Genomic DNA, 20610 nt, shown 5'->3' on the forward strand with positions numbered 1-20610 from the left:
TTCACATCGCCCTGGTCGTTCCGCATGATGAGTTCTGCGGCCTTCAAGGTGACCCACATGGAGGCCGACCGGCGTGATCGTGAGCCCTTCCGCACGCCGGTTCCCTCGGCACCTGACCCGAGGGTGGGCCCAGCCGGGGACGGCATTCGGGGGGAGGCCGTCCCCGCGGCTGGGCCTTTTACATGGCGCGTCAGGTCTTCTCCAGGTATTCGGCCCGCTCGTCGGCCAGCAAGCGGCCGATCTCGGCCCTCAGGCCCTCGTGGGTGCTCAGGTCCGGGTCCTCGGCGAGCAGGGCGGCCGCCTCGTCGCGGGCGGTGGCTATCACGTCCTCGTCCCGCAGCAGCTGCAGCAGCTTCAGCGACGATCGCTTGCCCGACTGCGCCGCGCCCAGCACGTCGCCCTCCCGCCGCTGCTCCAGGTCCACGCGCGACAGCTCGAAGCCGTCCAGGGTGGCGGCCACCGCGTCCAGGCGGGCGCGGGCCGGGGTGCCCTCGGGGAAGTCGGAGACCAGGAGGCACAGGCCCGGGAGGCCACCGCGGCCGACGCGGCCGCGGAGCTGGTGGAGCTGGGAGACGCCGAAGCGGTCGGCGTCCATAATGATCATTACGGAGGAGTTGGGCACGTCCACACCCACCTCGATGACCGTGGTGGCCACCAGGACGTCCAGCTCGCCCCGCGTGAACGAACGCATGATCGCGTCTTTCTCCTCCGGCGGGAGCTTGCCGTGGAGCGTGCCGACGCGCAGGTCGTGGAAGGGGCCGCTCTTGAGGAGCTCGGCCACGTCGAGGACCGCGAGCGGCGGGCGGCGCTCGTCGTCGCCGCCGGCCGCCGCCAGGTCGCCCTCGTCGCCCTCCAGGTCGCCGATGCGCGGGCACACGATGTACGCCTGGCGCCCCAGGGCCACCTCCTCCCGGACTCGCTGCCACGTGCGTTCGAGATAGTGCGGCTTCTCGGCCGCCGGGACGACGTGGGTGGAGATGGGGGCGCGACCGGCCGGGAGCTGGGACAGCGTCGAGACCTCCAGGTCGCCGAAGACCGTCATGGCGACCGTGCGCGGGATCGGGGTGGCCGTCATGACCAGGACGTGCGGCCGCCCGCCGCCCGCCTTCTCGCGCAGCGCGTCACGCTGCTCGACGCCGAACCGGTGCTGCTCGTCCACCACGACCAGCCCCAGGTCGGCGAACTGCACGTGCTCCTGGAGCAGCGCGTGCGTGCCCACGACGATCCCCGCCGTGCCCGAGGCGGCGTCGAGCAGGGCCGCGCGGCGCGCGGCGGCGCCCATCGAGCCGGTCAGCAGTGTGACCGCCGTGCCCCCGAACATGCCCCCCTGCGCCAGATCGCCCAGCATGTTGGTGATCGAGCGGTGGTGCTGCTGGGCCAGCACCTCCGTGGGGGCCAGCAGCACCGCCTGGCCGCCCGCGTCGACCACCTGGAGCATCGCCCGCAGCGCCACCACCGTCTTGCCCGCGCCGACCTCGCCCTGCAGCAGCCGGTGCATCGGGTGCTCGCCCGCCAGGTCGGCGGCGATCTCCTCACCGACCTGCGCCTGCCCCTCCGTCAGCGCGAACGGCAGCCGCGCGTCGAAGTCGGCCAGCATGCCGTCGGCACGCCCCGGCCTCGCCTTGGCGGGCAGCGCGCCGGCGGCCTGGCGCCGCTGCAGCAGCACGGACTGCAGCACGAACGCCTCGTCGAACTTCAGCCTCTTGCGCGCCCGCCCCACCTCGGCGAAGTCCTTCGGCCGGTGGATGGCCACCAGCGCCTCGCCCAGATCCTGCAGGCCGTGGCGGGCCCGGAGCGCGGCGGGCAGCGGGTCCTCGAGCGGGCCCAGCGTGTCGAGCACGACGCCGACCGCGCGCCTGATCGCCCACGGCGTGAGGTCCTTGCCCGCCGGATAGATCGGCACCGGCGCCGACGCGAACTCCTCCGCGCTCGCCTCGCTCTCCTCGAACAGCTCGAACTCCGGGTGCGTGAGCTGCCAGCGCGGGCTCGTACGCGACCCGAACAGCCCCACCTTGCCGGCGAACATGCCCCGCCGCCCCGGCTTGAGCCGCGACTCCGCCACATGGGAGCCCTTGCCGAAGAACGACAGGTAGATCTTGCTGCCGTTCCCGTCGACGACCTCGACCTCCAGCCAGGTGCCGCCGCGGTTGCGCATGGGCTTGCGCATGAGCCTGGTCACCTCGCCGACCACGGTGACGTGCTCGTCGACCTCCAGCGCGTCGAGCGAGGTCAGCTCGCCGCGCTCGGCGTAGCGGCGCGGGTAGTGGCGCAGCAGGTCGCCGACCGTCTCCAACTCGAGCACGCTGTGCAGGAGCTTGGCGGTCTTCGGGTCGAGCGCCTTCGTCAGAGGCTCGTCGAAACGGCTCACGGCATTAAGTTCTACCGCCTCGGCCCGACAGGAATCCCGTTCATCGGCCCGGCGTCACATCACTCCACGCCGATCAGGCCGGCGCCACTCCACGCTGTCACGTCACTCCACGCCGATCAGGAGCGGGTAGCCGCCCTGCTCGCCGTCGTACACGACCAGGTCGACGTCCGGCCGCGTACGTCCCAGGTGCTCCTCCAGCCGCTCGGCCAGCCCGTGCGGCGCCTCCGAACCCGTCACCACGGTCACCAGCTCGCCACCGCCCGCCACCATCCGGTCCACGACCATGGTCGCCACCCGGTCGAGCGAGCCGCCGATCACCGCGACGTCCCCGTCGATCATGCCGAGCACGTCCCCTGGGCGGCACACGCCCGCGCTCGTGACCGCCTCACGGTCCGCCACCGTCACGTGCCCGTACCGTGTGTGGCCCGCGGCGTCGGTCATCGCCACCACGTCGTCGTCGAAGCGGCGCAGCGGATCGTGCACGGCCAGGGCCGCGAGCCCCTGCACGGTCGCCTCCGTGGGCAGCACGCTGACCGTGACCCCGTCCTCGCGGGCGATCTCCGCTGCCGCGGCGGCGATCGACCTGACGCCCTCGTCGTTCGGCAGCACCGCGACCTCGCTGCCGGCCTGCCTGATCGCGGCCAGCATGGCGGAGAGCGTGGGCCGCGTGCCGGGCGCGCGCCGTACGACGACGGCGCCGCACTCCTCGAAGAGCGCCGCGATCCCGTCCCCCGCGGCCACCGCCACCACGCCCCTGCCCGCGCTGCCGCGGTGGGTGCGCTCGGCCAGGTACGTGATCCGGATCCGGTGCGGGCGGCCGGCCCGCACGCCCGCCTCCACGGCGGGACCCGCCTCGGCCACGTGGACGTGCACGTTCCACAGGCCCCCGCCGCCGACCACGACGAGCGAGTCGCCCATGGCGTCGAGCTCCTCGCGCAGCGCGGCCACCGCGGCGTCGTCGGCCTCCAGCAGGTACATCACCTCGTACCCCGCGCCCACCTCGGTCATCGGCGAGACCTTGGCGGTCGGCGCCGGCACGTCGTAGTGGTCGGTGTAGGAGTCGGTGATCACGGCGGCCAGCGTCTCCAGCACGATCGCCGCGCCCGCGCCGCCCGCGTCGACCACGCCGCTGCGGGCCAGCACCTCCAGTTGGCCGGGCGTGCGGCGCAGCGCGGCGCGGGCCTCAACCGCCGCCTCCCGCGCCACCTCGGCCAGATCGTCCCCGTCCATGTCCTGTACGGCCAGCGCGGCGGACTCCAGCACGCTCAGCACCGTGCCCTCCACCGGCCTGGCCACCGCCTCCCTGGCCAGCACGGCGGCCCGGTGCAGCCCGGCCCGCAGGTCGGGGCCGTCCTTCAGCACCTCGGCGAGACCGCGTAACGCCTGGCTGACGATCACCCCGGAGTTGCCGCGGGCCCCGACCAGGGCGCCGTACGAGAGCGTCTGCCACATCACGGCCGGGTCCACGTCGTCGGGCAGCGACTCGACGGCCTCGGCCGCGGACAGCATGGTCAGGTGGAGGTTGGTGCCGGTGTCGCCGTCGGCCACCGGGAACACGTTGAGCGCGTCGATCTCCGCTCTGGCCCGGCCCAGCGCCTCGGCGGCCAGGCGGGCCCAGCGGCGCACCGCGGGCGGGTCGAGGATCTTCATCTGCGCCCTCCGCCTATTCCCAACCGACCAACCCCGACCGACCTCCCGGCCCTCATGCGCTACCGTTGTCGATGGAGAATATCGCCGCCGGGCCTGCGGTCCAGCGTTCCAGTTCGCGCCCATCGGTGTGGATCGGATATTCTCGTCTGGCTGGCCGGTTGTCCCGGCATGCCCTCCGCCCGGAAAGCATCCGCGGACAGGGCTACATCGACTGTTTTAAGGAGCGAACCGTGGCTTCCGTCTGCGATGTCTGCCGCAAGGGCCCGACCTTCGGCAACAACGTGTCCCACTCCCACCGCCGTACCCGTCGTCGTTGGAACCCCAACATTCAGACGGTCCGCGCGGTCGTCGGCGGCACGCCGAAGAAGCTGAACGTGTGCACCTCGTGCATCAAGGCGGGCAAGGTCACCCGCTAAGTCCACACTTTCTCGCGCAAGCCCGTCGCTCCTTGCGGAGCCGCGGGCTTGCGCGTTTTCGTGCCTCGGGCGCGACCACAGGCGTCCTGGCGGCACCGGGCACTGTGCTGCGATGGCAGGCGCTGCGGCGGCAGGCGGCCCGTAGAAGGGGCTCAGGGATCGGCGGTCAGCGCCAGCGCCAGGCGTGGTCCACCGGTCCGATGCCGGCGCCCAAGGGGAAGCCTCGGGCGATGGCCCCCGTCACGTACTCCTTCGCCTTGCCCACCGCCTCCGGCACGTCGTCACCCAGCGCGAGCCGGGAGGCGATGGCGGAGGCCAGTGTGCAGCCCGTGCCGTGGGTGTGGCGGTTGTCGAGGCGTTCGGCGGTGAAGCGGTATTCGCTGGTGCCGTCCGTGAGCAGGTCCACCGGCGCCCCGGGCAGGTGGCCGCCCTTGATCAGCGCCCAGGTCGGCCCCAGCTCCAGCATGGCGTCCGCGGCCCGACGCAGCCCGTCCTCGTCCTCGACCTTGACGGAGGTGAGCTGCTCCACCTCCCACAGGTTCGGCGTCACCACGGTGGCCACGGGCAGCAGCCGTGTCCGGACCGTCTCGACGGCCTCGGGCGCGAGCAGCGCGTCGCCGTGCTTCGACACCCCGACAGGGTCCACGACCACCGGGGCGGCGTACGAGCCGAGCACACCGGCCACCGTTTCGACCAGGACGGGAGAGGCCAGCATGCCGGTCTTCACCGCCTGCGCGCCGATGTCGCCGAGCACCGAGTCGAGTTGCGCCCGCACGGCCTCGGGCGGCAGCTCCCAGTAGCCCTGGACGCCCAGCGAGTTCTGCGCCGTCACCGCGGCGATGACGCTCATGCCGTGGACGCCCATGGCCATCATGGTCTTCAGGTCGGCCTGGATGCCCGCGCCGCCCCCTGAGTCGGAGCCGGCGACGGTCAGCACGCGGGGAGGAGTCATATCCCCCATCCAACCACTCAGCTGACGGCGCAGGCCCCGCTGACCAGCCCGCAGTTCGCGGCCTTCTCACCCTTGCCCGTGGCGGTGAACGAGACGGCGAGCGAGTCGCCCGATGCCAGCGACGCCGACAGGTCGAGGATGAGCAGGTCGCCGTCCTGGGTCCACTGGGCGCCGGACACGCTCATGACCTTGCCCTCGACGGGGACGGACAGGGTGGGGTTCTCGATCGTCTGCTGGGACGTGTTCTTGAGCGTCATGTCGGCCTTGTAGGTGAGCACGCCCTGCTTGATGACCTGCCGGACGTTCATCGAGCCGGCCCCGGAGCCGAAGGTGCCCGTATTGCTGGGGACGGGCGTGGCGCCGCTGGTGGGTGCGCCACCGGTGTCGGAGTCGTCCAGCGTCGACGGCTCCTCGGTCGGGGTCTCGGAGACGCTCTCCTCGACCGGCGGCGGTGTCGGGTCCTCCGTCGGCTGCTTGGACTTCTTCACCTTGGTCTTGGTCGGCGTCGGCGTGGCGGACGAGGTGCGCCGCGGCGTGCGGGCGCTGTAGGAGGCCGTCGGCGAAGGGGTCGTGGAGGGCTTGGTGTCCTTCTCGGACGGCTCCTCCGTCGGCTCCTCCGAAGGTTCGGTCTCCTCCTCGCTCGGCTGGGAGACGTCGGGGCCGGGCTGGTTACTGGTCGCCTGTACGGCGGCGCAGGTCTTACCCGCGCACTTGCCGGGATCGCTCGGCGAGCTCATGAACTTGACGCCCGCCACGGTGCCACCCAGCACGACGGCCACGGCGGCGACCGAGAGCAGCGCGACCCGGCCCTTGCCACCGCCCGAGGAGGGCGCGGCGAGCACGTCGTCGCCGCCACCACCGCGTCCGCCGTTACGGCGCCCACGGCGGCCCTTGGGCTCGTCCGGCTCGTCGAAGCCGCCGTGGCCGCCGTCCTGCGACCAGTCGGGGCCGAGGAAGCCGGTCTCGGCGTTCGCCCAGGCAGGCGTCTGCACGGCCGTCGGCTCCCCGGCCACCTTGACGTCGCCTGGCTCGGGCGGGCCGGCCGACATGGGGACGTCGAACCGTCCGGTACGGTCGCCATGAGGCCCGGCGAAAGCGTCGCCCTGCACATCGGGGCCGTTGAGGAAGGCCGTGCGCTCAGAGGGACCGGGCGCGTCCGGGCCGCCGAAAAAGGCCGTGCGCTCCGAAGGACCGGGCGCGTCCGGGCCGCCGAAGAAAGCCGTGCGCTCAGAGGGACCGGGCGCGTCCGGGCCGCCGAAGAAAGCCGTGCGCTCAGAGGGACCGGGCGCGTCCGGGCCGCCGAAGAAGCTCGTGCGCTCCATGGGCCCGTCGAAGGGACCAGGCGGGTCGAAAGGGCCTCGTTCGGCACCAGGGCCGGGGTGGTCAGCGGGAGGGCCCCACTCCGACGGACGGACGAAAGCGCCCGTCGTCTCGAACGGCCCGGCCTCCTCCCCTGAGCTCGGCGGCGGGAAGGCACGCGCGGGGTCGTTGGCCGGGGAGACGCCGCCGGCGAGGTCGTTGGGCAGCGCGAAGGCCCCGGTGGTCTCGAACGGCTCGGGCTGCGGCCCGCGCGGCTGCGGTCCGTCCGTGCGCCGCGGCATGGGAGCCCACTGGCCCGTCACCTCGGGTGCGTCCGGCAACGAGGGCCAGCCCGGCGGCTCGGCCTGCTCGTCAGGACCCCAGAATGCGCTGTCGCTCCCCCGTTCTTCCCCGTCGTCGGATCCACCTGTGCCGTGGCGGCCCATGGCTGCCCTTTCTCGCGGTTACAGTGGCCGCCAATCTTCATAACACCTTCGCTACACCGTTGTCACAACAATCCCCGTAGTCCCACCTCAAATCGGGAAAATGTCACGTAAATCGGGACAAGGTGTTACCGAAAGTGATCCCACCCGCGCCGGCCGATCTCGCGCCCGCGCACCAGAACGCCCTCACCCTCGATCACCCGGCCCACGACCTGCCACGATGGCGGCAGTCGTACCTCTGAGGGGAAAACCGCGGCGAGCGCGTGGTCCTCACCGCCCGTGAGCACCCACTCCAGTGGGTCGGACCCCAGCTCCTTCGCCGCGACGGCCACGGGCTCCCCCACCGCGAACGCCCCCGGATCCAGCTCGATACGCACGCCGCTGGCCTCGGCGACGTGGCCGAGATCCTGCAGCAGCCCGTCGCTGACGTCCAGCATCGCGCTCGCGCCCAGCGCCGCCGCCTGCGGCCCCATCGCGTACGGAGGGCAGGGCCGCCGATGCGCCACCACGGCCTCCTCGAGAACGGCGTTCAGCGGCACGCCCGCCTCCAGCAGCGCCCACCCGGCGGCGGCGTACCCCAGCCGGCCGGTCACCGCCACCACCTGCCCGGGCCTGGCCCCGGAGCGCGTCACGGGCGCCCGTCCGCCCAGGTCGCCCAGCGCGGTCACGCCGATGACCACCAGGTCGCATCTCGTGATGTCGCCCCCGGCCACGCTCGCCCCGACCACGGCGCACTCGTCGCGGAACCCGTCCGTGAGGTCGTCCAGCCACTTCAACGGGAGGTCGGCGGGCATCCCCAGCCCGACCACGATGGACGTCGGCTCGGCGCCCATGGCCGCCACGTCGGCGAGGTTCTGGGCCGCGGCCTTGCGGCCCACGTCATAGCCGCTGGACCAATCGCGCCGGAAGTGCCTGCCCTCGATCAGCAGATCCGTCGAGACCACCACACGGCCGTCGGACGCGCCGATGACAGCGGCGTCGTCACCCGGGCCTAGCATCACTGCCGCGCCCTGGGGCAGACGTCCGGTAATACGATTTATCACTCCGAATTCGCCGAGATCTCCGACTGTGATGACGCACCTCCTGATGCACACAGGGTACGGTGGCCCTTCGGCGTGATCCAATCGCCTGGGAGGACGTGATGGTGCAGGCCTACATCCTTATTCAGACCGAGGTCGGCAAGGCTGCCGCGGTGGCTCAGGAGATTTCCGGGATTCCCGGCGTCACCCAGGCAGAAGACGTGACGGGTCCCTACGACGTCATCGTGCGCGCGGAGGCCAACAACGTCGACGAGCTGGGCAAGCTCGTGGTGGCTCAGATTCAGGCAGTGGAGGGCATCACGCGTACTCTTACCTGTCCGATCGTTCACATCTGAAGGTAGTCGTCGCATGCGTGCCGCCGCCGTCCTGCTCGTTCTCCTGGCACTCGCCGGTTGCGGCGGCACCGTGCAGGTCGATCCGCCCAAGCCCCAGGGCGACGCGGTGGCGGCCTGCGACAAGCTGGCGAAGCTGCTGCCCCAGACGCTCGACGGCGCCGGACGTGGCACCTCCACACCGGAGTCGCCGTACGTGGCCGTCTGGGGCGATGCCGCCATCGCGCTGCGCTGCGGCGTGCCGAGGCCGGCCAGGATGGCGCCCACCGACCAGCTCCAGGAGGTCGGCGGGGTGGGCTGGTTCGCCGATCCGGACAAGCCCACCCTGTTCACCGCGGTGACGGACACGGCCTACGTGGAGGTCACGGTCGGCGGCGACCACGTGGCCGCCGAGGTGCTCGCGGACCTGTCGAAGCCGATCTCCCAGGTCTCGACGCCGCCCCGCTGAGCGTCGGCCGGGGCAGCACAAGCCACTGGATGAGATGTCAACGCAGCCCTGTCGGCCGTGACAGCGCGAGCTGGATGAGCCGGTCGACCAGCGCCGGGTAGTCCAGGCCCGAGGCGGCCCAGAGCTGCGGCGCCACCGACAGCGACGTGAAGCCGGGCATGGTGTTGATCTCGTTGAGGACCAGCTCGCCGTCGGGCGTGTAGAAGAAGTCGACCCGCGCGAGCCCCTCGCAGTCGAGCGCCTCGAACGCGCGCACCGCCATCGCCCGCAGCTCCTCGGCCGTCTCCTCGGGGATGTCGGCGGGCACGGTGAGCGACATCTGGTCGGGGTAGTACTTCGCCTCGAAGTCGAAGAACTCCTGGCCGCCCTCGACCTTCACCTCGCCGGGCGCCGACGCCACCGCGGGCTCGTCGCCGAGCGACTCCAGCACCGCGCACTCGATCTCCCGGCCCGCGATCGCCGCCTCGATGAGCACCTTGGGGTCGTGCTGCCTGGCGAACTCCACGGCCGCCTCCAGCTCCGCCAGGTCCGAGGCCTTGGAGATGCCCTGCGACGAGCCGGCCCTGGCGGGTTTGACGAACACCGGCCAGCCGAGCGACTCCGCCTCCTTGAGCACGCGGCCACGGTCGAGCCGCCAGTCGCGGTCGCGTACGACGACATAGGGACCGGTCGGCAGGCCCGCGGCGGCCATCACGGTCTTCATGTACGCCTTGTCCATGCCCACGGCGCTGGCCAGCACGCCGGAGCCCACATAGCGCACCCCCGCCATCTCCAGCAGCCCCTGGATCGTGCCGTCCTCGGCGAACGGCCCGTGCATGACGGGGAAGACCACGTCCACGGAGCCGAGCTCCACGGGGATGCTGCCGGAGTCGTACGCCACCAGCGCACTCCCCCCGGACGGCAGCGCCAGCGCCGCGCCCGAGGTGTCGACGACGGGCAGCTCGCCCGACTCGATGGCGAACCGCTGGTCGGAAGCGGCCAGCACCCACCTGCCGTCCTGGGCGATCCCGATGGGGATCACCTCGTACTTGCTCCTGTCGATCGCATCCAGCACACTGCCCGCGCCCATCAGGGACACGGCGTGCTCAGAATTGCGGCCTCCGAAAACGACGGCGACGCGTGGCTTGCTCATGGTGTCCGAATCTACCGGGGTGTCCCGGTCACAGCGAGCCGAGCACGCCGTAATCAGGTCTTTCTCCCGGTGTGTTAGATGCCGTAACGCTCGGGTTTCGGTGAGCGGGACATCAGCAGCATGCCCGCCTCGGCGGGAGACATGCCGTCGTGCACCACCCCGACGACGACCTCGGTGATCGGCATCTCGACGTCATGCTTCCTGGCCAGCTCCAGGACGGACTCGCAGGACTTCACGCCCTCCGCGGTCTGCTTGGTGGCGGCCACGACCTCCTCGAGGGTCATGCCCCTGCCGAGGTTCTCGCCGAAGGTGCGGTTGCGCGACAGCGGCGAGGTGCAGGTCGCCACGAGGTCTCCCATCCCGGCGAGCCCCGCGAACGTGTGCTGGTCGGCCCCGAGCGCAGCCCCCAGGCGGGAGATCTCGGCCAGCCCCCTGGTGATGAGCATGGCGCTGACGTTGTCGCCCATGCCCATGCCCGCGGAGACGCCCACGGCCAGCGCGATCACGTTCTTCACGGCGCCGCCGAGCTCGACGCCGACCACGTCGGGATTGGTGTACGGGCGGAACCACGGCGGCAGGTGGCAGATCGCCTGGAGACGGGCGGCGACCGACTTGTCGGCGCAGGCGACGACCGTGGCGGCGGGCTGGCGCCCGGCGATCTCCTTGGCCAGGTTGGGACCCGAGACGACCGCGACGCGCTCCTCGGGGACCTCGGCGACCTCGCGGATGACCTCGCTCATCCGCTTGGTCGTGCCCAGCTCGATGCCCTTCATCAGGCTCACCAGGACCGCGTTCGGCGGGATGTGCTCGCGCCAGGCGGCGAGGTTGGGCCGCAGTTGCTGCGACGGCACGACCAGCACCACGAACTCGGCCCCGTCGAGCGCCCGCGCCGGGTCGGTCGTGGCGCGCAGCTTCTCGGGGAGCGAGACGCCCGGCAGATAGTCGGGGTTCATGTGGTCGCGGTCGATCGCCTCGACCAGCTCACGCCTGCGCCCCCACAGCGTGACCTCGTTGCCGGCCTCCGCGAGGATCATCGCGAACGTGGTGCCCCACGAACCCGTGCCGAAAACGGCCACCTTCGTCATGCCATCACCGCCTGGACGGATCGTAGGGAGTCTCGGGACCCTTCTCGCCGCGCAGCTCGGCGAGCTGCTCGGTGATGGCCGCCATGATGTCGGCCGTCGCCTCGCGCAACACGCTCGCGTGCATCGGCCTGCCCTCGTACTTCGACAGGTCCACCGGGGGCCCCACCGTCACGTGGAAGGTCTTGCGCGGGAACAGTCTGGGCTTCTTCTCCCCATAGGGCAGCAGCTCATGCGCGCCCCAGTGCGCCACCGGGATGACAGGCGCGCCGCTCTCCAGCGCCAGCCGGGCCGCGCCCGTCTTGCCCACCATGGGCCACAGGCCAGGGTCGCGGGTGCAGGTGCCCTCGGGGTAGAACAGGATCGCGCAGCCGTCCTTGAGCCGCTGAGCGGAGACGTGCAGCGAATTGGCCGCCTCTGCGCTGTCGCGGTAGACGGGGATGGCGAGCAGCCCCGTCACGGCCCTGCCCAGGAACGGCACCTTGAACAGCGCGGCCTTGGCCAGGATCACCGGCCAGCGGCCGTTGTTGTAGAGGAAGTGGGAGAGCAGGACGGGGTCGGTCCAGGAGAGATGGTTGGTCGCGATGATCACGCCGCCGGTGCGCGGGATGCGCTCCCCTCGGCGCCAGTCCCTCTTGACCAGGAGCCGGGACAGTGGTTTCACGATAACTACTGCCAAAGTTTCCCAGAAACGCGACGGGCGCGTGGGGCGGCTCATGGACTCCTCCAACACTTACGGGGTGCGCCCCAAGTCTCCCGGGTGGCCGCGCGGGATGTCGAGGCGGGATCCTTAAGACTATGAGCATCCGCTGGTCTCTGGTGATCCCGGTGAAGACGCTGGTCGCGGCGAAGACGAGGCTGGCCGCGGCGACGGGCCCGCATCGCATCCGGCTGGCAGTGGCAGTGGCCAGCGACACCGTGGCGGCGGCGCTCGCGTGCGCGCACGTCGCCCGGGTGATCGTGGTGACGGCCGATCCCGCCGCCGCGGGGCCGCTGGGCGCGCTGGGGGCCGAGGTGGTGCGCGACCCGGACCGCGGGCTGAACACCGCCTTGCGGACGGGGGCCGCCCACGCCGTACGCGTCGCGCCCGGCGACGCGGTCGGGGCGCTCCAGGCGGACCTTCCTGCCCTGCGCTCGTCGGAGCTGGGGGTGGCGCTGTCGGCGGCGGCCGAGCTGGACCAGGCGTTCGTGCCGGACGCGCTCGACGTCGGGACGACCTTCTACGGGGTACGGCCCGGCATGCCGTTCACGCCGAGGTTCGGCGGGGAGTCGCGGGCCAGGCATCTGGCGGGCGGGGCCAAGGAGCTGTGCCTGCCGGGGATCGACTCCGTACGGCGTGACGTGGACACCCCCGACGACCTGCGCGCGGCCATCGCGCTGGGCCTCGGCCGGCACACGGCCGCGGTGGTCGCCGAGCTGTGGCCCTCATGAGAACCGAGCTGTGGCTCTCATGAGAACCGAGCTGTGGCTCTCATGAGAGGGGCACGGGCGCCTTCATGATGGCGGGCGAGGTCACCACCGCCAGATGTGACAGGCCCGTCAGGGCCACGCCCGCGGCGAAGACCGCGTAGCCGCCGAACCACTCCCCCAGCGCGCCGCCGACCAGGCCGCCCAGCGGGAAGGCGCCCCACATCAGGAAGCGCATGCTGGCGTTGACCCGGCCGAGCAGGTGCTCGGGGGTGATGCGCTGACGGTAGCTGAGCTGGGCGATCCCGAAGATCGAGCTGGCCATCCCGAACAGCGACGCGGCCACCGGATAGATCAGCAGCCGCCAGCCGGGGCCGGTCGCCAGGGCGGGCAGGTAGAGCAGGGTCGCCAGGACGGCGGAGCCGTACAGGGTGCGGCCGGTGCCGAAGCGGGCCGTGACGCGGGCCACCAGCGCGGCGCCCACGAGGGAGCCGACGGCGGCGGCCGACAGCAGCAGCCCGTACAGGCCCGAGCCGAGGCCGAGCTCCTTGAACAGGTAGAGCGGCAGGCCGACCGCGCAGATGCTGTTGGCCATCATGGTCAGCGCGCCGACGACCGCGATCCTGCGCAGGACCCGCTCCTTGGCGACGAACGTGATGCCCTCGGCCACCTCGTGCCGCAGTAACCTGCGCTCGCCGCGCCGCGGGCTCTCCTGAGCCCGCACGCCCGACAGCAGGAGTGCCGAGACGAGGTAGCTGACGGCGTCGGCGAGCAGCGCGATCGGCGCGGTGAACGCCGCCACCATCCAGCCTCCGACGCCCGGCCCCGCGAGCAGCGAGGCGGTCCTGGTGACCTCCAGGACGCCGTTGCCGCGTTCGAGGCGGTCCTTGGTCACGATGGCGGGCAGGAAGCTCATGTGGGCGACGTCGAAGAAGACCGTGCCCACTCCCAGCACCAGGGCGACGGCGTAGAGCTGGGGCAGCGTCAGCACGCCGAGCCAGGCCGCCACCGGGATCGACAGCAGCGCCACGCCGCGCGCGACGTCGGACCAGATGAGGATCGGGCGGCGGCGCGCCCGGTCCACCCACACGCCCGCGGGCAGGCCGATCAGCAGGAAGGCGAGCATCTCGGCCGCCGACAGCAGGCCGAGCTCGAAGGCTCCGGCGTCCAGGACGAGAAGCGCCGTCAGCGGCAGGGCGACGACCGTGACCTGGGTGCCCATCTGCGTGACACCGTTCGCCCACACGAATCGCCAGAAGTCGCCCGCACGCACCATGACAAGAGATCTTTCTTGCCTCGCAGGGCAGGGGCAAACCAATTACGCTGATCTGCGTGCAGGGGACGGTACGCAGCTTCGACGAGGCCACGCGATCGGGCACGGTGTTCCTGGACGACGGGACCGTGCTGGAGTTCGGCACGCCCGCCTTCGACGCGGGGCCGCTGCGGCTGCTGCGCACGGGCCAGCGGGTCAACCTCGCGGTGGCCGGCGGGGAGATCACCTACATCACGCTCTCGACCTTCCCGGTCCCGGCCGCATTCGCGCAACCGCGCCCCGCGAACGACGCCGACTAATCGAGGGCCGAGACGCTCCGGGCGGATTGCCCGGCCAAAAGCGAACGCCCGGGCCCAGGGCCCGGGCGTGCAGCTGCGCTGTGACTACTTCTTCTTTCCGACTTTCTTGCCGCCCTGGTTGACCAGCTCCTTGAAGTCGGATCCCGGGCGGAACTTCGGCCCCCAGCTCTCGGGAACGTTGATTTCCGCGCCGGTGGACGGGTTCCTGGCCGTGCGGGCGGGCTTGTTCACCATCTCGAACGCGCCGAAGCCCGTGATCGAGACCTTGTCGCCGCTGGCCACGGCCTTCTGGATGGCGTCGATGACCGCGTTGACGGCCTCGGTGGCCGTCTTCCTGTCGCCCACCCGATCCGCGATGGCCTCGACGAGTTCTCGCTTGTTCATGAAAGTCCTGCTCCCCCAGTTACGGCTCGGGGTTCCAGCTCACGAGTTCGACGTAGAAACCCCTTACGCGCTCGAAAGTAGGCTGGATCACGGAGGAACTCAATCACCGAACGTGTTTTCCTCACTACGTGGCGTGTCGAGCGAGGCCAGAAAGGCGTCAAGGCGGGCGGCGGCTCTTTCCGGATCCCGCTTCGCCAGATCGCAGATCGCGAGGTAACGACGGGCCAGCCTGGCCTTCTCGGCCGCCGGAAGCATGCGGACGCGGCGGTGCGCCTCGCGCAACCGCCGCGCCAGTTCGTCGTCTTCTAGACGGTCGTCGGCAGCCATGGCTGCCGACCATTCTCGTACGCCGCCACTTCGTCGGCGTGACGCAGGGTCAGCCCGATGTCGTCAAGGCCTTCCATGAGCCGCCAGCGGGTGTAGTCGTCGATCTCGAACGGCACGACCTCGCCGGCCCAGCGGACCTGGCGTTCGGCCAGGTCGACGGTGACCTCCAGCTTCGGGTCCGCCTCGACGGCCGTCTGCAGAGCCTCGACCTTGTCGCCCGGCAGGACGACCGGCAGCAGGCCCATCTTCGTGGAGTTGTTCCTGAAGATGTCACCGAAGCGGGCGGCGATCACGACGCGGAACCCGTACTGCTGCAGCGCCCAGACCGCGTGCTCGCGCGAGGAGCCGGTGCCGAAGTCGGGACCGGAGACGAGGATCGAGCCGCCCTCGTAGGACGGGTCGTTCAGCACGAACGTGGGGTCCTCGCGCCAGGCCGCGAACAGGCCCTTCTCGAATCCGGTGCGGCTGACCTGCTTGAGCCAGACGGCCGGGATGATCTGGTCGGTGTCCACGTTGCTGCGGCGCAGCGGCACCGCCGTACCGGTGTGGGTGGTGAAAGCGTCCATGGGAAGTGGCTCCTTTAGAGGTCGGCGGGCGCGGTGAGGCGGCCGGTCACGGCGGTCGCGGCGGCGACCTGCGGCGACACCAGGTGGGTGCGGCCACCCTTGCCCTGGCGGCCCTCGAAGTTGCGGTTGGAGGTGGAGGCGCTGCGCTCACCGGGCTGGAGCGTGTCGGGGTTCATGCCCAGGCACATCGAGCAGCCCGCCTCGCGCCACTCGGCGCCGGCGGCCTTGAACACCTCGTGCAGGCCCTCCTGCTCGGCCTGCAGCTTGACCAGCATGGAGCCGGGCACGATCAGCGTGCGGGTCTTCACCTGGCGGCCGCGCAGGATCTCGGCGGCCGAGCGCAGGTCCTCGATGCGGCCGTTGGTGCACGAGCCGACGAACACCGTGTCGACCTCGATCTCGCGCAGCGGCGTGCCGGCGGTCAGGCCCATGTACTGCAGGGCCCGCTCGGCGGCCGAGCGCTCGACGGGGTCGGAGAAGCTCTCCGGGGACGGGACGGACTCGCCCAGCGGCAGGCCCTGCCCGGGGTTGGTGCCCCACGTGACGTACGGGGTCAGCGTCGAGGCGTCGATCTCCACGACCTTGTCGAACACGGCGTCGTCGTCGGTGCGCAGCGACTTCCAGTATTCGACGGCCTGGTCCCACGCCTCGCCCTCGGGCGCGTGCGGGCGGCCTTTGAGGTACTCGAACGTGGTCTCGTCCGGCGCGATCATGCCGGCGCGGGCGCCCGCCTCGATCGACATGTTGCAGACCGTCATCCGGCCCTCCATGGAGAGCTTGCGGACGGCCTCGCCGCGGTACTCCACGATGTAGCCCTGGCCGCCACCGGTGCCGATCTTGGCGATGATGGCCAGGATCAGGTCCTTGGCCGTGACGCCCGTGGGCAGCTCGCCGGAGACCTCGATGGCCATCGTCTTGGGCCGGTACGCGGGCAGCGTCTGCGTGGCCAGCACGTGCTCGACCTCGGAGGTGCCGATGCCGAACGCGATGCCGCCGAACGCGCCGTGCGTCGACGTGTGGGAGTCGCCGCACACGATCGTCATGCCCGGCTGCGTCAGCCCGAACTGCGGGCCGATGATGTGCACCACGCCCTGACCGGCGTCGCCCATCGGATGGAGCCTGATGCCGAACTCGGCGGCGTTCTTGCGCAGCGTCTCGACCTGCGTCTTGGACACCGGGTCGGCGATCGGGCCGAGCACGGTCGGCACGTTGTGGTCCTCGGTGGCGATCGTGAGATCGGGCCGCCGCACCTTCCGACCGGCGAGACGGAGCCCGTCGAACGCCTGCGGGCTGGTCACCTCGTGGATGAGGTGCAGGTCGATGTAGAGCAGGTCCGGTTCGCCCTCGGCGCGCCGGACTACGTGTTGCTCCCAGACCTTTTCGGCCAGTGTGCGGCCCATGATCTCCTCCTGATAGTTCGCGATGCGCCATCGCACCACTTCTGAGGCCCGGTCCCCGCTGGTCGCCGCTTCGGGGACTGGTACACCCCTTCCGGGGAGTTTGCCTCCGACTTGCTTTCTCATATGTCGAGACGGCAGTATCGGTGTATGGACAACTCTAGCGGAGTCGGAGTACTCGACAAGGCCGTTCTTGTACTCAATGCCCTCGAAGCGGGCCCCGCTTCACTGGCGCAGCTCGTCCAGGCCACCGGCCTGGCCCGCCCCACGGCCCATCGGCTGGCCGTCGCACTTGAGCATCACCGCATTGTGAGTCGCGACACACAGGGCAGATTCGTCCTGGGTCCGAGACTTTCCGAGTTGTCCACCGCGGCCGGCGAGGACCGGCTGCTCGCGGTGGCCGCGCCCGTGCTGATGCAGCTCAGGGATCTCACCGGAGAAAGCGCGCAACTTTACCGCCGCCAGGGCGACGAGCGCGTCTGCGTGGCGGCCGCCGAACGCGCCAGCGGCCTGCGCGACACCGTGCCGGTGGGCTCCGCGCTGCCCATGACGGCGGGCTCGGCGGCGCAGATCCTGCTGGCCTGGGAGGAGCCGGACCGGCTGCACCGGGGGCTGCGCGGGGCCAAGTTCAGCGCCGCCACCCTCGCCTCCGTACGGCGCCGCGGCTGGGCCCACAGCGTCGGCGAGCGTGAGCAGGGTGTGGCCAGCGTGTCGGCCCCCATCAGGGGCAGCGGCGGCAAGGTGATCGCCGCCGTGTCGGTCTCCGGCCCCATCGAACGGCTCACGAGGGCCCCCGGACGGCTCCACGCGGTGCCCGTCATGGCGGCCGCCGAACGTATAACGGAGGCAATGCGTCGCACGTCATGATCGGAGAAAGCAGGAATTTGGGGAGCCGAGTGCCTCGTGGGCGCACTAGCCTGAGTGGGTGACAGATCGCATCGAGGTAGCCGCCACTGAGCTGCGACCCCTGCTCGAAGAGTTCATCATGTGGGCGCGTGCGAACGCGCCCGGAAGCGATCCCGAGCTCGTGGGGCCTGCCGCACTCTGGCACCGTCTCGCCTTCTCGCAGGACCTCGGCACCTGGAAGCGCGCCGACCTGCGTAATCTGCTGCTCGATCGCATGCCCAAGGTCGTGGAGGATCCCGACGCCGCCGCCGACGGGATGCTCCCGGCCGTGGACGCGTACCTCACGTTCCTCTCCCAGACCGGCAGGCTGGCCAAGGGCTCGGACTCCCTCGCCGATCTGCAGGCGGAGCTGGACGACGTCGAGGACGAGTTCGTCGACCTCATGGAAGAGCTGCTGGACGACGCCGAGGGCGACGACGAGGAGGACGAGGTCGGCGATCTTGGCGATTTCGAGTCGTTCGCGGACGAGCTCGCCGATCTCGACACGATCCGGTTGCGGCCCGACTCGGAGCTGGCCGAGGCGGCGCGGCAGGCGCCGCTGGTCGCCAAGGCCCGCGACCTCGCCCTGTGGGTGGGGTCCGGCCGCCGGGTGGGCGAGGACACCCTGCTGACCGACGCCGAGGTGGAGGAGGCGCTGGCGGCCGTCGAGCTGCCCAGGCCCGAGACCGACGGCCCGATCGCCGAGGCGGTCCCGCAGCTCTGGAACATCTGGAACCTGGCCGTGGACCTGGAGTTCCTCCAGCCCGGTGAAGGCAACACGGTGGCGGTGCAGGACGACACGTCGGAGTGGCCGTTCGACGACGACGAGGACGTGCTCGACGCCTGGATGCTGGGTCTCCACTCGGTCGACTACGGCGACCCGGAGCTGGACGACGAAGACCTCACGATGGCGCTGACGGGCCTGACGCGGGGCCTGCTGGTACGCCTGCTGCTGGCGGGCGGCGCCCGTGACCGCGCGGAGTTGGGACAGGACCTGGCCGAGGCCGCAGCCGACCTCGACGAGCTGGGAGCGGACGCGTGGGAGGCGGCGGGCGACCCGCTGACGCCCGCGATCGACTGGCTGATCGGCTACGGCATGGTCGAGCTCGACGGCGACACCGTCCGGCTCACGCCGCTCGGCACCGAGGGCGTCGTCCACCTGGTGGACGACGCCGACATCGAGGTGGACGCGCGGCCCGCGATCGAGTCCATGAGCGCCCACGAGTTGCTGGCGCTCAGCGCGGAGCTGCCGGAGGACGAGGCCGACGCGGAGTTCGCGGCGTGGATGCGCCTGCGGGAGCCGGAGAAGGCGGCCGAGGAGCTGCTGGAGGCGGCGGCCGAGGACGAGAGCGACGCGCTGATCAGGGTGCAGGCGGCCAGCGTGGTCGGCACACTGGGCGAGGCCGCCGTACCGGCCTGGCAGGCGGCGCTCAAGCAGCCCTCGCTGCGGCCCTACGCCGCCACCCACCTGAGCCAGCTGGGGATCGAGGGAGCGCCCGAGCCCACCCAGGACGACACGCACTGGCTGATCCTGGACATGTGGACCATCTCCGCCGGTCTGGGGCGGTCGGAGTTCGTGAGCAGCCTGCGGGACATCGGGCCCGAGATGGTCAACAGCCTGCTCGAGGTGGTCTGGCGGATCCCGCACGCGCATGTCGAGGAGCTCCTGGACCTGATCTCCCAGGTCCACCCGGACAAGCAGGTCGCCAAGGCGGCCCGCCGCGCCCTCTTCAAGGCCCGCTCGGCGTGACCCGCCGCTTTTGATCAAGGCCCTCGTCTTTCAGGCGAGGGCCTTGATCATTGCATGACGCGACCGCGCACGGGGCCAGGAGCATTACAGCCTGCTCTTCCTGGGCGTCGCCGGTGCCATCGGCTCGTACGGCTTCGGGATACGGGTGGTGCCTCCGGCCCGGGGCTAGGTGCTTCGGCCGGAAAAGCGAAACGCTCCGGTGCTGTACGCACCGGAGCGAGTGGAGTAGACGTAGTCCCGACCGGATTCGAACCGGCGCTACCGCCTTGAGAGGGCGGCGTCCTGGGCCACTAGACGACGGGACCTTCGCGGGCTTGTGACAAGTGGTAGTCCCGACCGGATTCGAACCGGCGCTACCGCCTTGAGAGGGCGGCGTCCTGGGCCACTAGACGACGGGACCCTGTCCACAAGCTGCTGGTGCCGGGTCTCCCCGGCAACGCAGGTAACTCTACCGCACCCCGGAGACCACTCCAAACCGCTTATCTGCCCATCAGATCGGCCCTCCGGCGCCACTTCGGAGCTCGAAAGAGCGGGTCAGTGGGTGAGGAGGCCGCGGCGGTAGGCCTCGGCGACAGCGGAGGCGCGGTCACGGACGTCGAGCTTGGCGTAGATGTGCAGCAGGTGCGTCTTGACGCTGGCCTCGCTGATGAACAGGTAGGCCGCCGCCTCCTTGTTCGTCGCTCCCCCGGCCACGAGGCGGAGCACCTCCAGCTCGCGCTTGCTGAGGCTGCCCCTGGACGGCCTGCGGAGGTGGTCGGCGAGACGGCCGGCCGCGGCGGGAGCGAGGACGGTCTCGCCCCTGTGGGTGGCTCTGACGGCACGCACCAGCTCCTCCGGAGGGGCGTCCTTCAGCAGGTAACCGGTGGCGCCCGCCTCGAGGGCGGGCAGGACGTCGGTGTCGAACGTGGTGAGCACCAGCACCCGCGGACCCGTGCCGCGCAGGCGGCGGATGGCGGTGACGCCGTCCATGCCGGGCATGCGCAGGTCCATGAGGACGATGTCGGGCTGGAGCTCGGCGGCCAGGCGGACGGCCTCCTCGCCGTCGGCCGCCTCCCCGACGATCTCGAGGTCGGGCTCCCCGCCGAGTGCCGCGCGCAGGCCGTCGCGCACGATGGGGTGATCGTCCGCGATCAGCAGCCTCACCGGCATCGGTCCTCCTC

General features: G+C 71.2%; 21 protein-coding genes and 2 tRNA genes. 7 read left to right on the top strand and 16 right to left on the bottom strand.

Going from position 1 to position 20610, the window contains the following annotated elements; genetic code table 11:
• Positions 1–190: 190 nt before the first annotated feature.
• Both recG and ABD830_RS24350 read right to left on the bottom strand, forming a co-directional pair.
• Positions 191–2368 carry an ATP-dependent DNA helicase RecG gene (gene recG / locus ABD830_RS24345; RefSeq protein WP_344991463.1) on the bottom strand — a complete coding sequence of 726 codons (2178 nt, stop codon included), beginning with the start codon at positions 2366–2368 and terminating at the stop codon, positions 191–193.
• Positions 2369–2470: 102 nt separating this feature from the next.
• Complete coding sequence (locus ABD830_RS24350) at positions 2471–4018, bottom strand: DAK2 domain-containing protein (RefSeq protein WP_344991466.1); 1548 nt, start codon at positions 4016–4018, stop codon at positions 2471–2473.
• A 230-nt stretch (positions 4019–4248) separates the two neighbouring features.
• On the opposite strand from ABD830_RS24350, the gene rpmB reads away from it, so the two are divergent.
• The gene (gene rpmB / locus ABD830_RS24355) at positions 4249–4434 is read left to right on the top strand and encodes a 50S ribosomal protein L28 (RefSeq protein WP_043618345.1); all 186 of its coding nucleotides are present in this window, start codon (positions 4249–4251) and stop codon (positions 4432–4434) included.
• 166 nt (positions 4435–4600) lie between these two features.
• Here rpmB and thiD read toward each other — a convergent pair whose 3' ends face one another.
• The 3 genes from thiD to ABD830_RS24370 form a co-directional block, all read right to left on the bottom strand.
• A complete protein-coding gene (gene thiD / locus ABD830_RS24360) occupies positions 4601–5386 on the bottom strand; it encodes a bifunctional hydroxymethylpyrimidine kinase/phosphomethylpyrimidine kinase (protein ID WP_344991469.1) in 786 nt (261 codons plus the stop codon).
• Between the two features lie 17 nt (positions 5387–5403).
• On the bottom strand, positions 5404–6987 hold the full coding sequence (locus tag ABD830_RS24365; protein WP_344991472.1) for a hypothetical protein: 1584 nt from the start codon (positions 6985–6987) through the stop codon (positions 5404–5406).
• Between the two features lie 269 nt (positions 6988–7256).
• On the bottom strand, positions 7257–8216 hold the full coding sequence (locus ABD830_RS24370) for a thiamine-phosphate kinase (RefSeq protein ID WP_344993002.1): 960 nt from the start codon (positions 8214–8216) through the stop codon (positions 7257–7259).
• A 53-nt stretch (positions 8217–8269) separates the two neighbouring features.
• Between ABD830_RS24370 and ABD830_RS24375 the strand changes: the two genes are divergently transcribed.
• Both ABD830_RS24375 and ABD830_RS24380 read left to right on the top strand, forming a co-directional pair.
• Positions 8270–8503 carry an Lrp/AsnC family transcriptional regulator gene (locus tag ABD830_RS24375; RefSeq protein ID WP_344991475.1) on the top strand — a complete coding sequence of 78 codons (234 nt, stop codon included), beginning with the start codon at positions 8270–8272 and terminating at the stop codon, positions 8501–8503.
• A gap of 13 nt (positions 8504–8516) precedes the next feature.
• The gene (locus tag ABD830_RS24380; protein WP_344991477.1) at positions 8517–8948 is read left to right on the top strand and encodes a DUF3515 family protein; all 432 of its coding nucleotides are present in this window, start codon (positions 8517–8519) and stop codon (positions 8946–8948) included.
• Between the two features lie 37 nt (positions 8949–8985).
• On the opposite strand, the gene ABD830_RS24385 is transcribed toward ABD830_RS24380, so the two are convergent.
• The 3 genes from ABD830_RS24385 to ABD830_RS24395 form a co-directional block, all read right to left on the bottom strand.
• Positions 8986–10080, bottom strand: coding sequence for a D-alanine--D-alanine ligase family protein (locus ABD830_RS24385; protein WP_344991479.1), 1095 nt, complete (start codon positions 10078–10080; stop codon positions 8986–8988).
• Positions 10081–10154: 74 nt separating this feature from the next.
• Complete coding sequence (locus ABD830_RS24390; RefSeq protein ID WP_344991481.1) at positions 10155–11165, bottom strand: NAD(P)H-dependent glycerol-3-phosphate dehydrogenase; 1011 nt, start codon at positions 11163–11165, stop codon at positions 10155–10157.
• Positions 11166–11169: 4 nt separating this feature from the next.
• Positions 11170–11826 (bottom strand): lysophospholipid acyltransferase family protein, encoded by a 657-nt coding sequence (locus ABD830_RS24395; protein WP_344991483.1) that lies wholly within the window; start codon positions 11824–11826, stop codon positions 11170–11172.
• Positions 11827–11960: 134 nt separating this feature from the next.
• On the opposite strand from ABD830_RS24395, the gene cofC reads away from it, so the two are divergent.
• Positions 11961–12593 carry a 2-phospho-L-lactate guanylyltransferase gene (gene cofC, locus ABD830_RS24400; protein ID WP_344991486.1) on the top strand — a complete coding sequence of 211 codons (633 nt, stop codon included), beginning with the start codon at positions 11961–11963 and terminating at the stop codon, positions 12591–12593.
• A 40-nt stretch (positions 12594–12633) separates the two neighbouring features.
• Here cofC and ABD830_RS24405 read toward each other — a convergent pair whose 3' ends face one another.
• Positions 12634–13845, bottom strand: coding sequence for an MFS transporter (locus ABD830_RS24405; RefSeq protein WP_344991489.1), 1212 nt, complete (start codon positions 13843–13845; stop codon positions 12634–12636).
• A gap of 56 nt (positions 13846–13901) precedes the next feature.
• Here ABD830_RS24405 and ABD830_RS24410 point away from each other — a divergent pair, with 56 nt between their 5' ends.
• Positions 13902–14141: a hypothetical protein gene (locus ABD830_RS24410; RefSeq protein WP_344991491.1), complete on the top strand. Its 240-nt coding sequence runs from the start codon at positions 13902–13904 to the stop codon at positions 14139–14141.
• Between the two features lie 84 nt (positions 14142–14225).
• Here the strand turns inward: ABD830_RS24410 and ABD830_RS24415 are convergent, their stop codons facing one another.
• The 4 genes from ABD830_RS24415 to leuC form a co-directional block, all read right to left on the bottom strand.
• On the bottom strand, positions 14226–14525 hold the full coding sequence (locus ABD830_RS24415; protein WP_344991495.1) for an HU family DNA-binding protein: 300 nt from the start codon (positions 14523–14525) through the stop codon (positions 14226–14228).
• 99 nt (positions 14526–14624) lie between these two features.
• Positions 14625–14852, bottom strand: a complete 228-nt coding sequence (locus tag ABD830_RS24420) for an SCO5555 family protein (protein WP_344991498.1) — start codon at positions 14850–14852, stop codon at positions 14625–14627.
• Positions 14831–15418: a 3-isopropylmalate dehydratase small subunit gene (gene leuD / locus ABD830_RS24425; RefSeq protein ID WP_344991501.1), complete on the bottom strand. Its 588-nt coding sequence runs from the start codon at positions 15416–15418 to the stop codon at positions 14831–14833. The genes ABD830_RS24420 and leuD overlap by 22 nt, the downstream gene beginning before the upstream one ends.
• A gap of 14 nt (positions 15419–15432) precedes the next feature.
• Entirely contained in the window at positions 15433–16818 is a 1386-nt protein-coding gene (gene leuC, locus ABD830_RS24430; RefSeq protein WP_344991504.1) for a 3-isopropylmalate dehydratase large subunit, read from the bottom strand.
• 147 nt (positions 16819–16965) lie between these two features.
• Between leuC and ABD830_RS24435 the strand changes: the two genes are divergently transcribed.
• Together ABD830_RS24435 and ABD830_RS24440 are read left to right on the top strand one after the other, a co-directional pair.
• Positions 16966–17682: an IclR family transcriptional regulator gene (locus ABD830_RS24435; RefSeq protein ID WP_139632184.1), complete on the top strand. Its 717-nt coding sequence runs from the start codon at positions 16966–16968 to the stop codon at positions 17680–17682.
• 58 nt (positions 17683–17740) lie between these two features.
• Positions 17741–19450 carry a hypothetical protein gene (locus tag ABD830_RS24440; protein WP_344991507.1) on the top strand — a complete coding sequence of 570 codons (1710 nt, stop codon included), beginning with the start codon at positions 17741–17743 and terminating at the stop codon, positions 19448–19450.
• A gap of 232 nt (positions 19451–19682) precedes the next feature.
• Here ABD830_RS24440 and ABD830_RS24445 read toward each other — a convergent pair.
• From ABD830_RS24445 to ABD830_RS24455, 3 genes are all read right to left on the bottom strand, one after another.
• Positions 19683–19755, bottom strand: a tRNA-Glu gene (locus ABD830_RS24445).
• A 19-nt stretch (positions 19756–19774) separates the two neighbouring features.
• Positions 19775–19850 (bottom strand) — tRNA-Glu (locus ABD830_RS24450).
• Positions 19851–19984: 134 nt separating this feature from the next.
• Entirely contained in the window at positions 19985–20599 is a 615-nt protein-coding gene (locus ABD830_RS24455) for a response regulator (RefSeq protein ID WP_344991510.1), read from the bottom strand.
• Positions 20600–20610 lie beyond the last annotated feature (11 nt).

Source organism: Nonomuraea helvata (assembly GCF_039535785.1).
GTDB classification, from domain to species: Bacteria; Actinomycetota; Actinomycetes; order Streptosporangiales; family Streptosporangiaceae; genus Nonomuraea; species Nonomuraea helvata.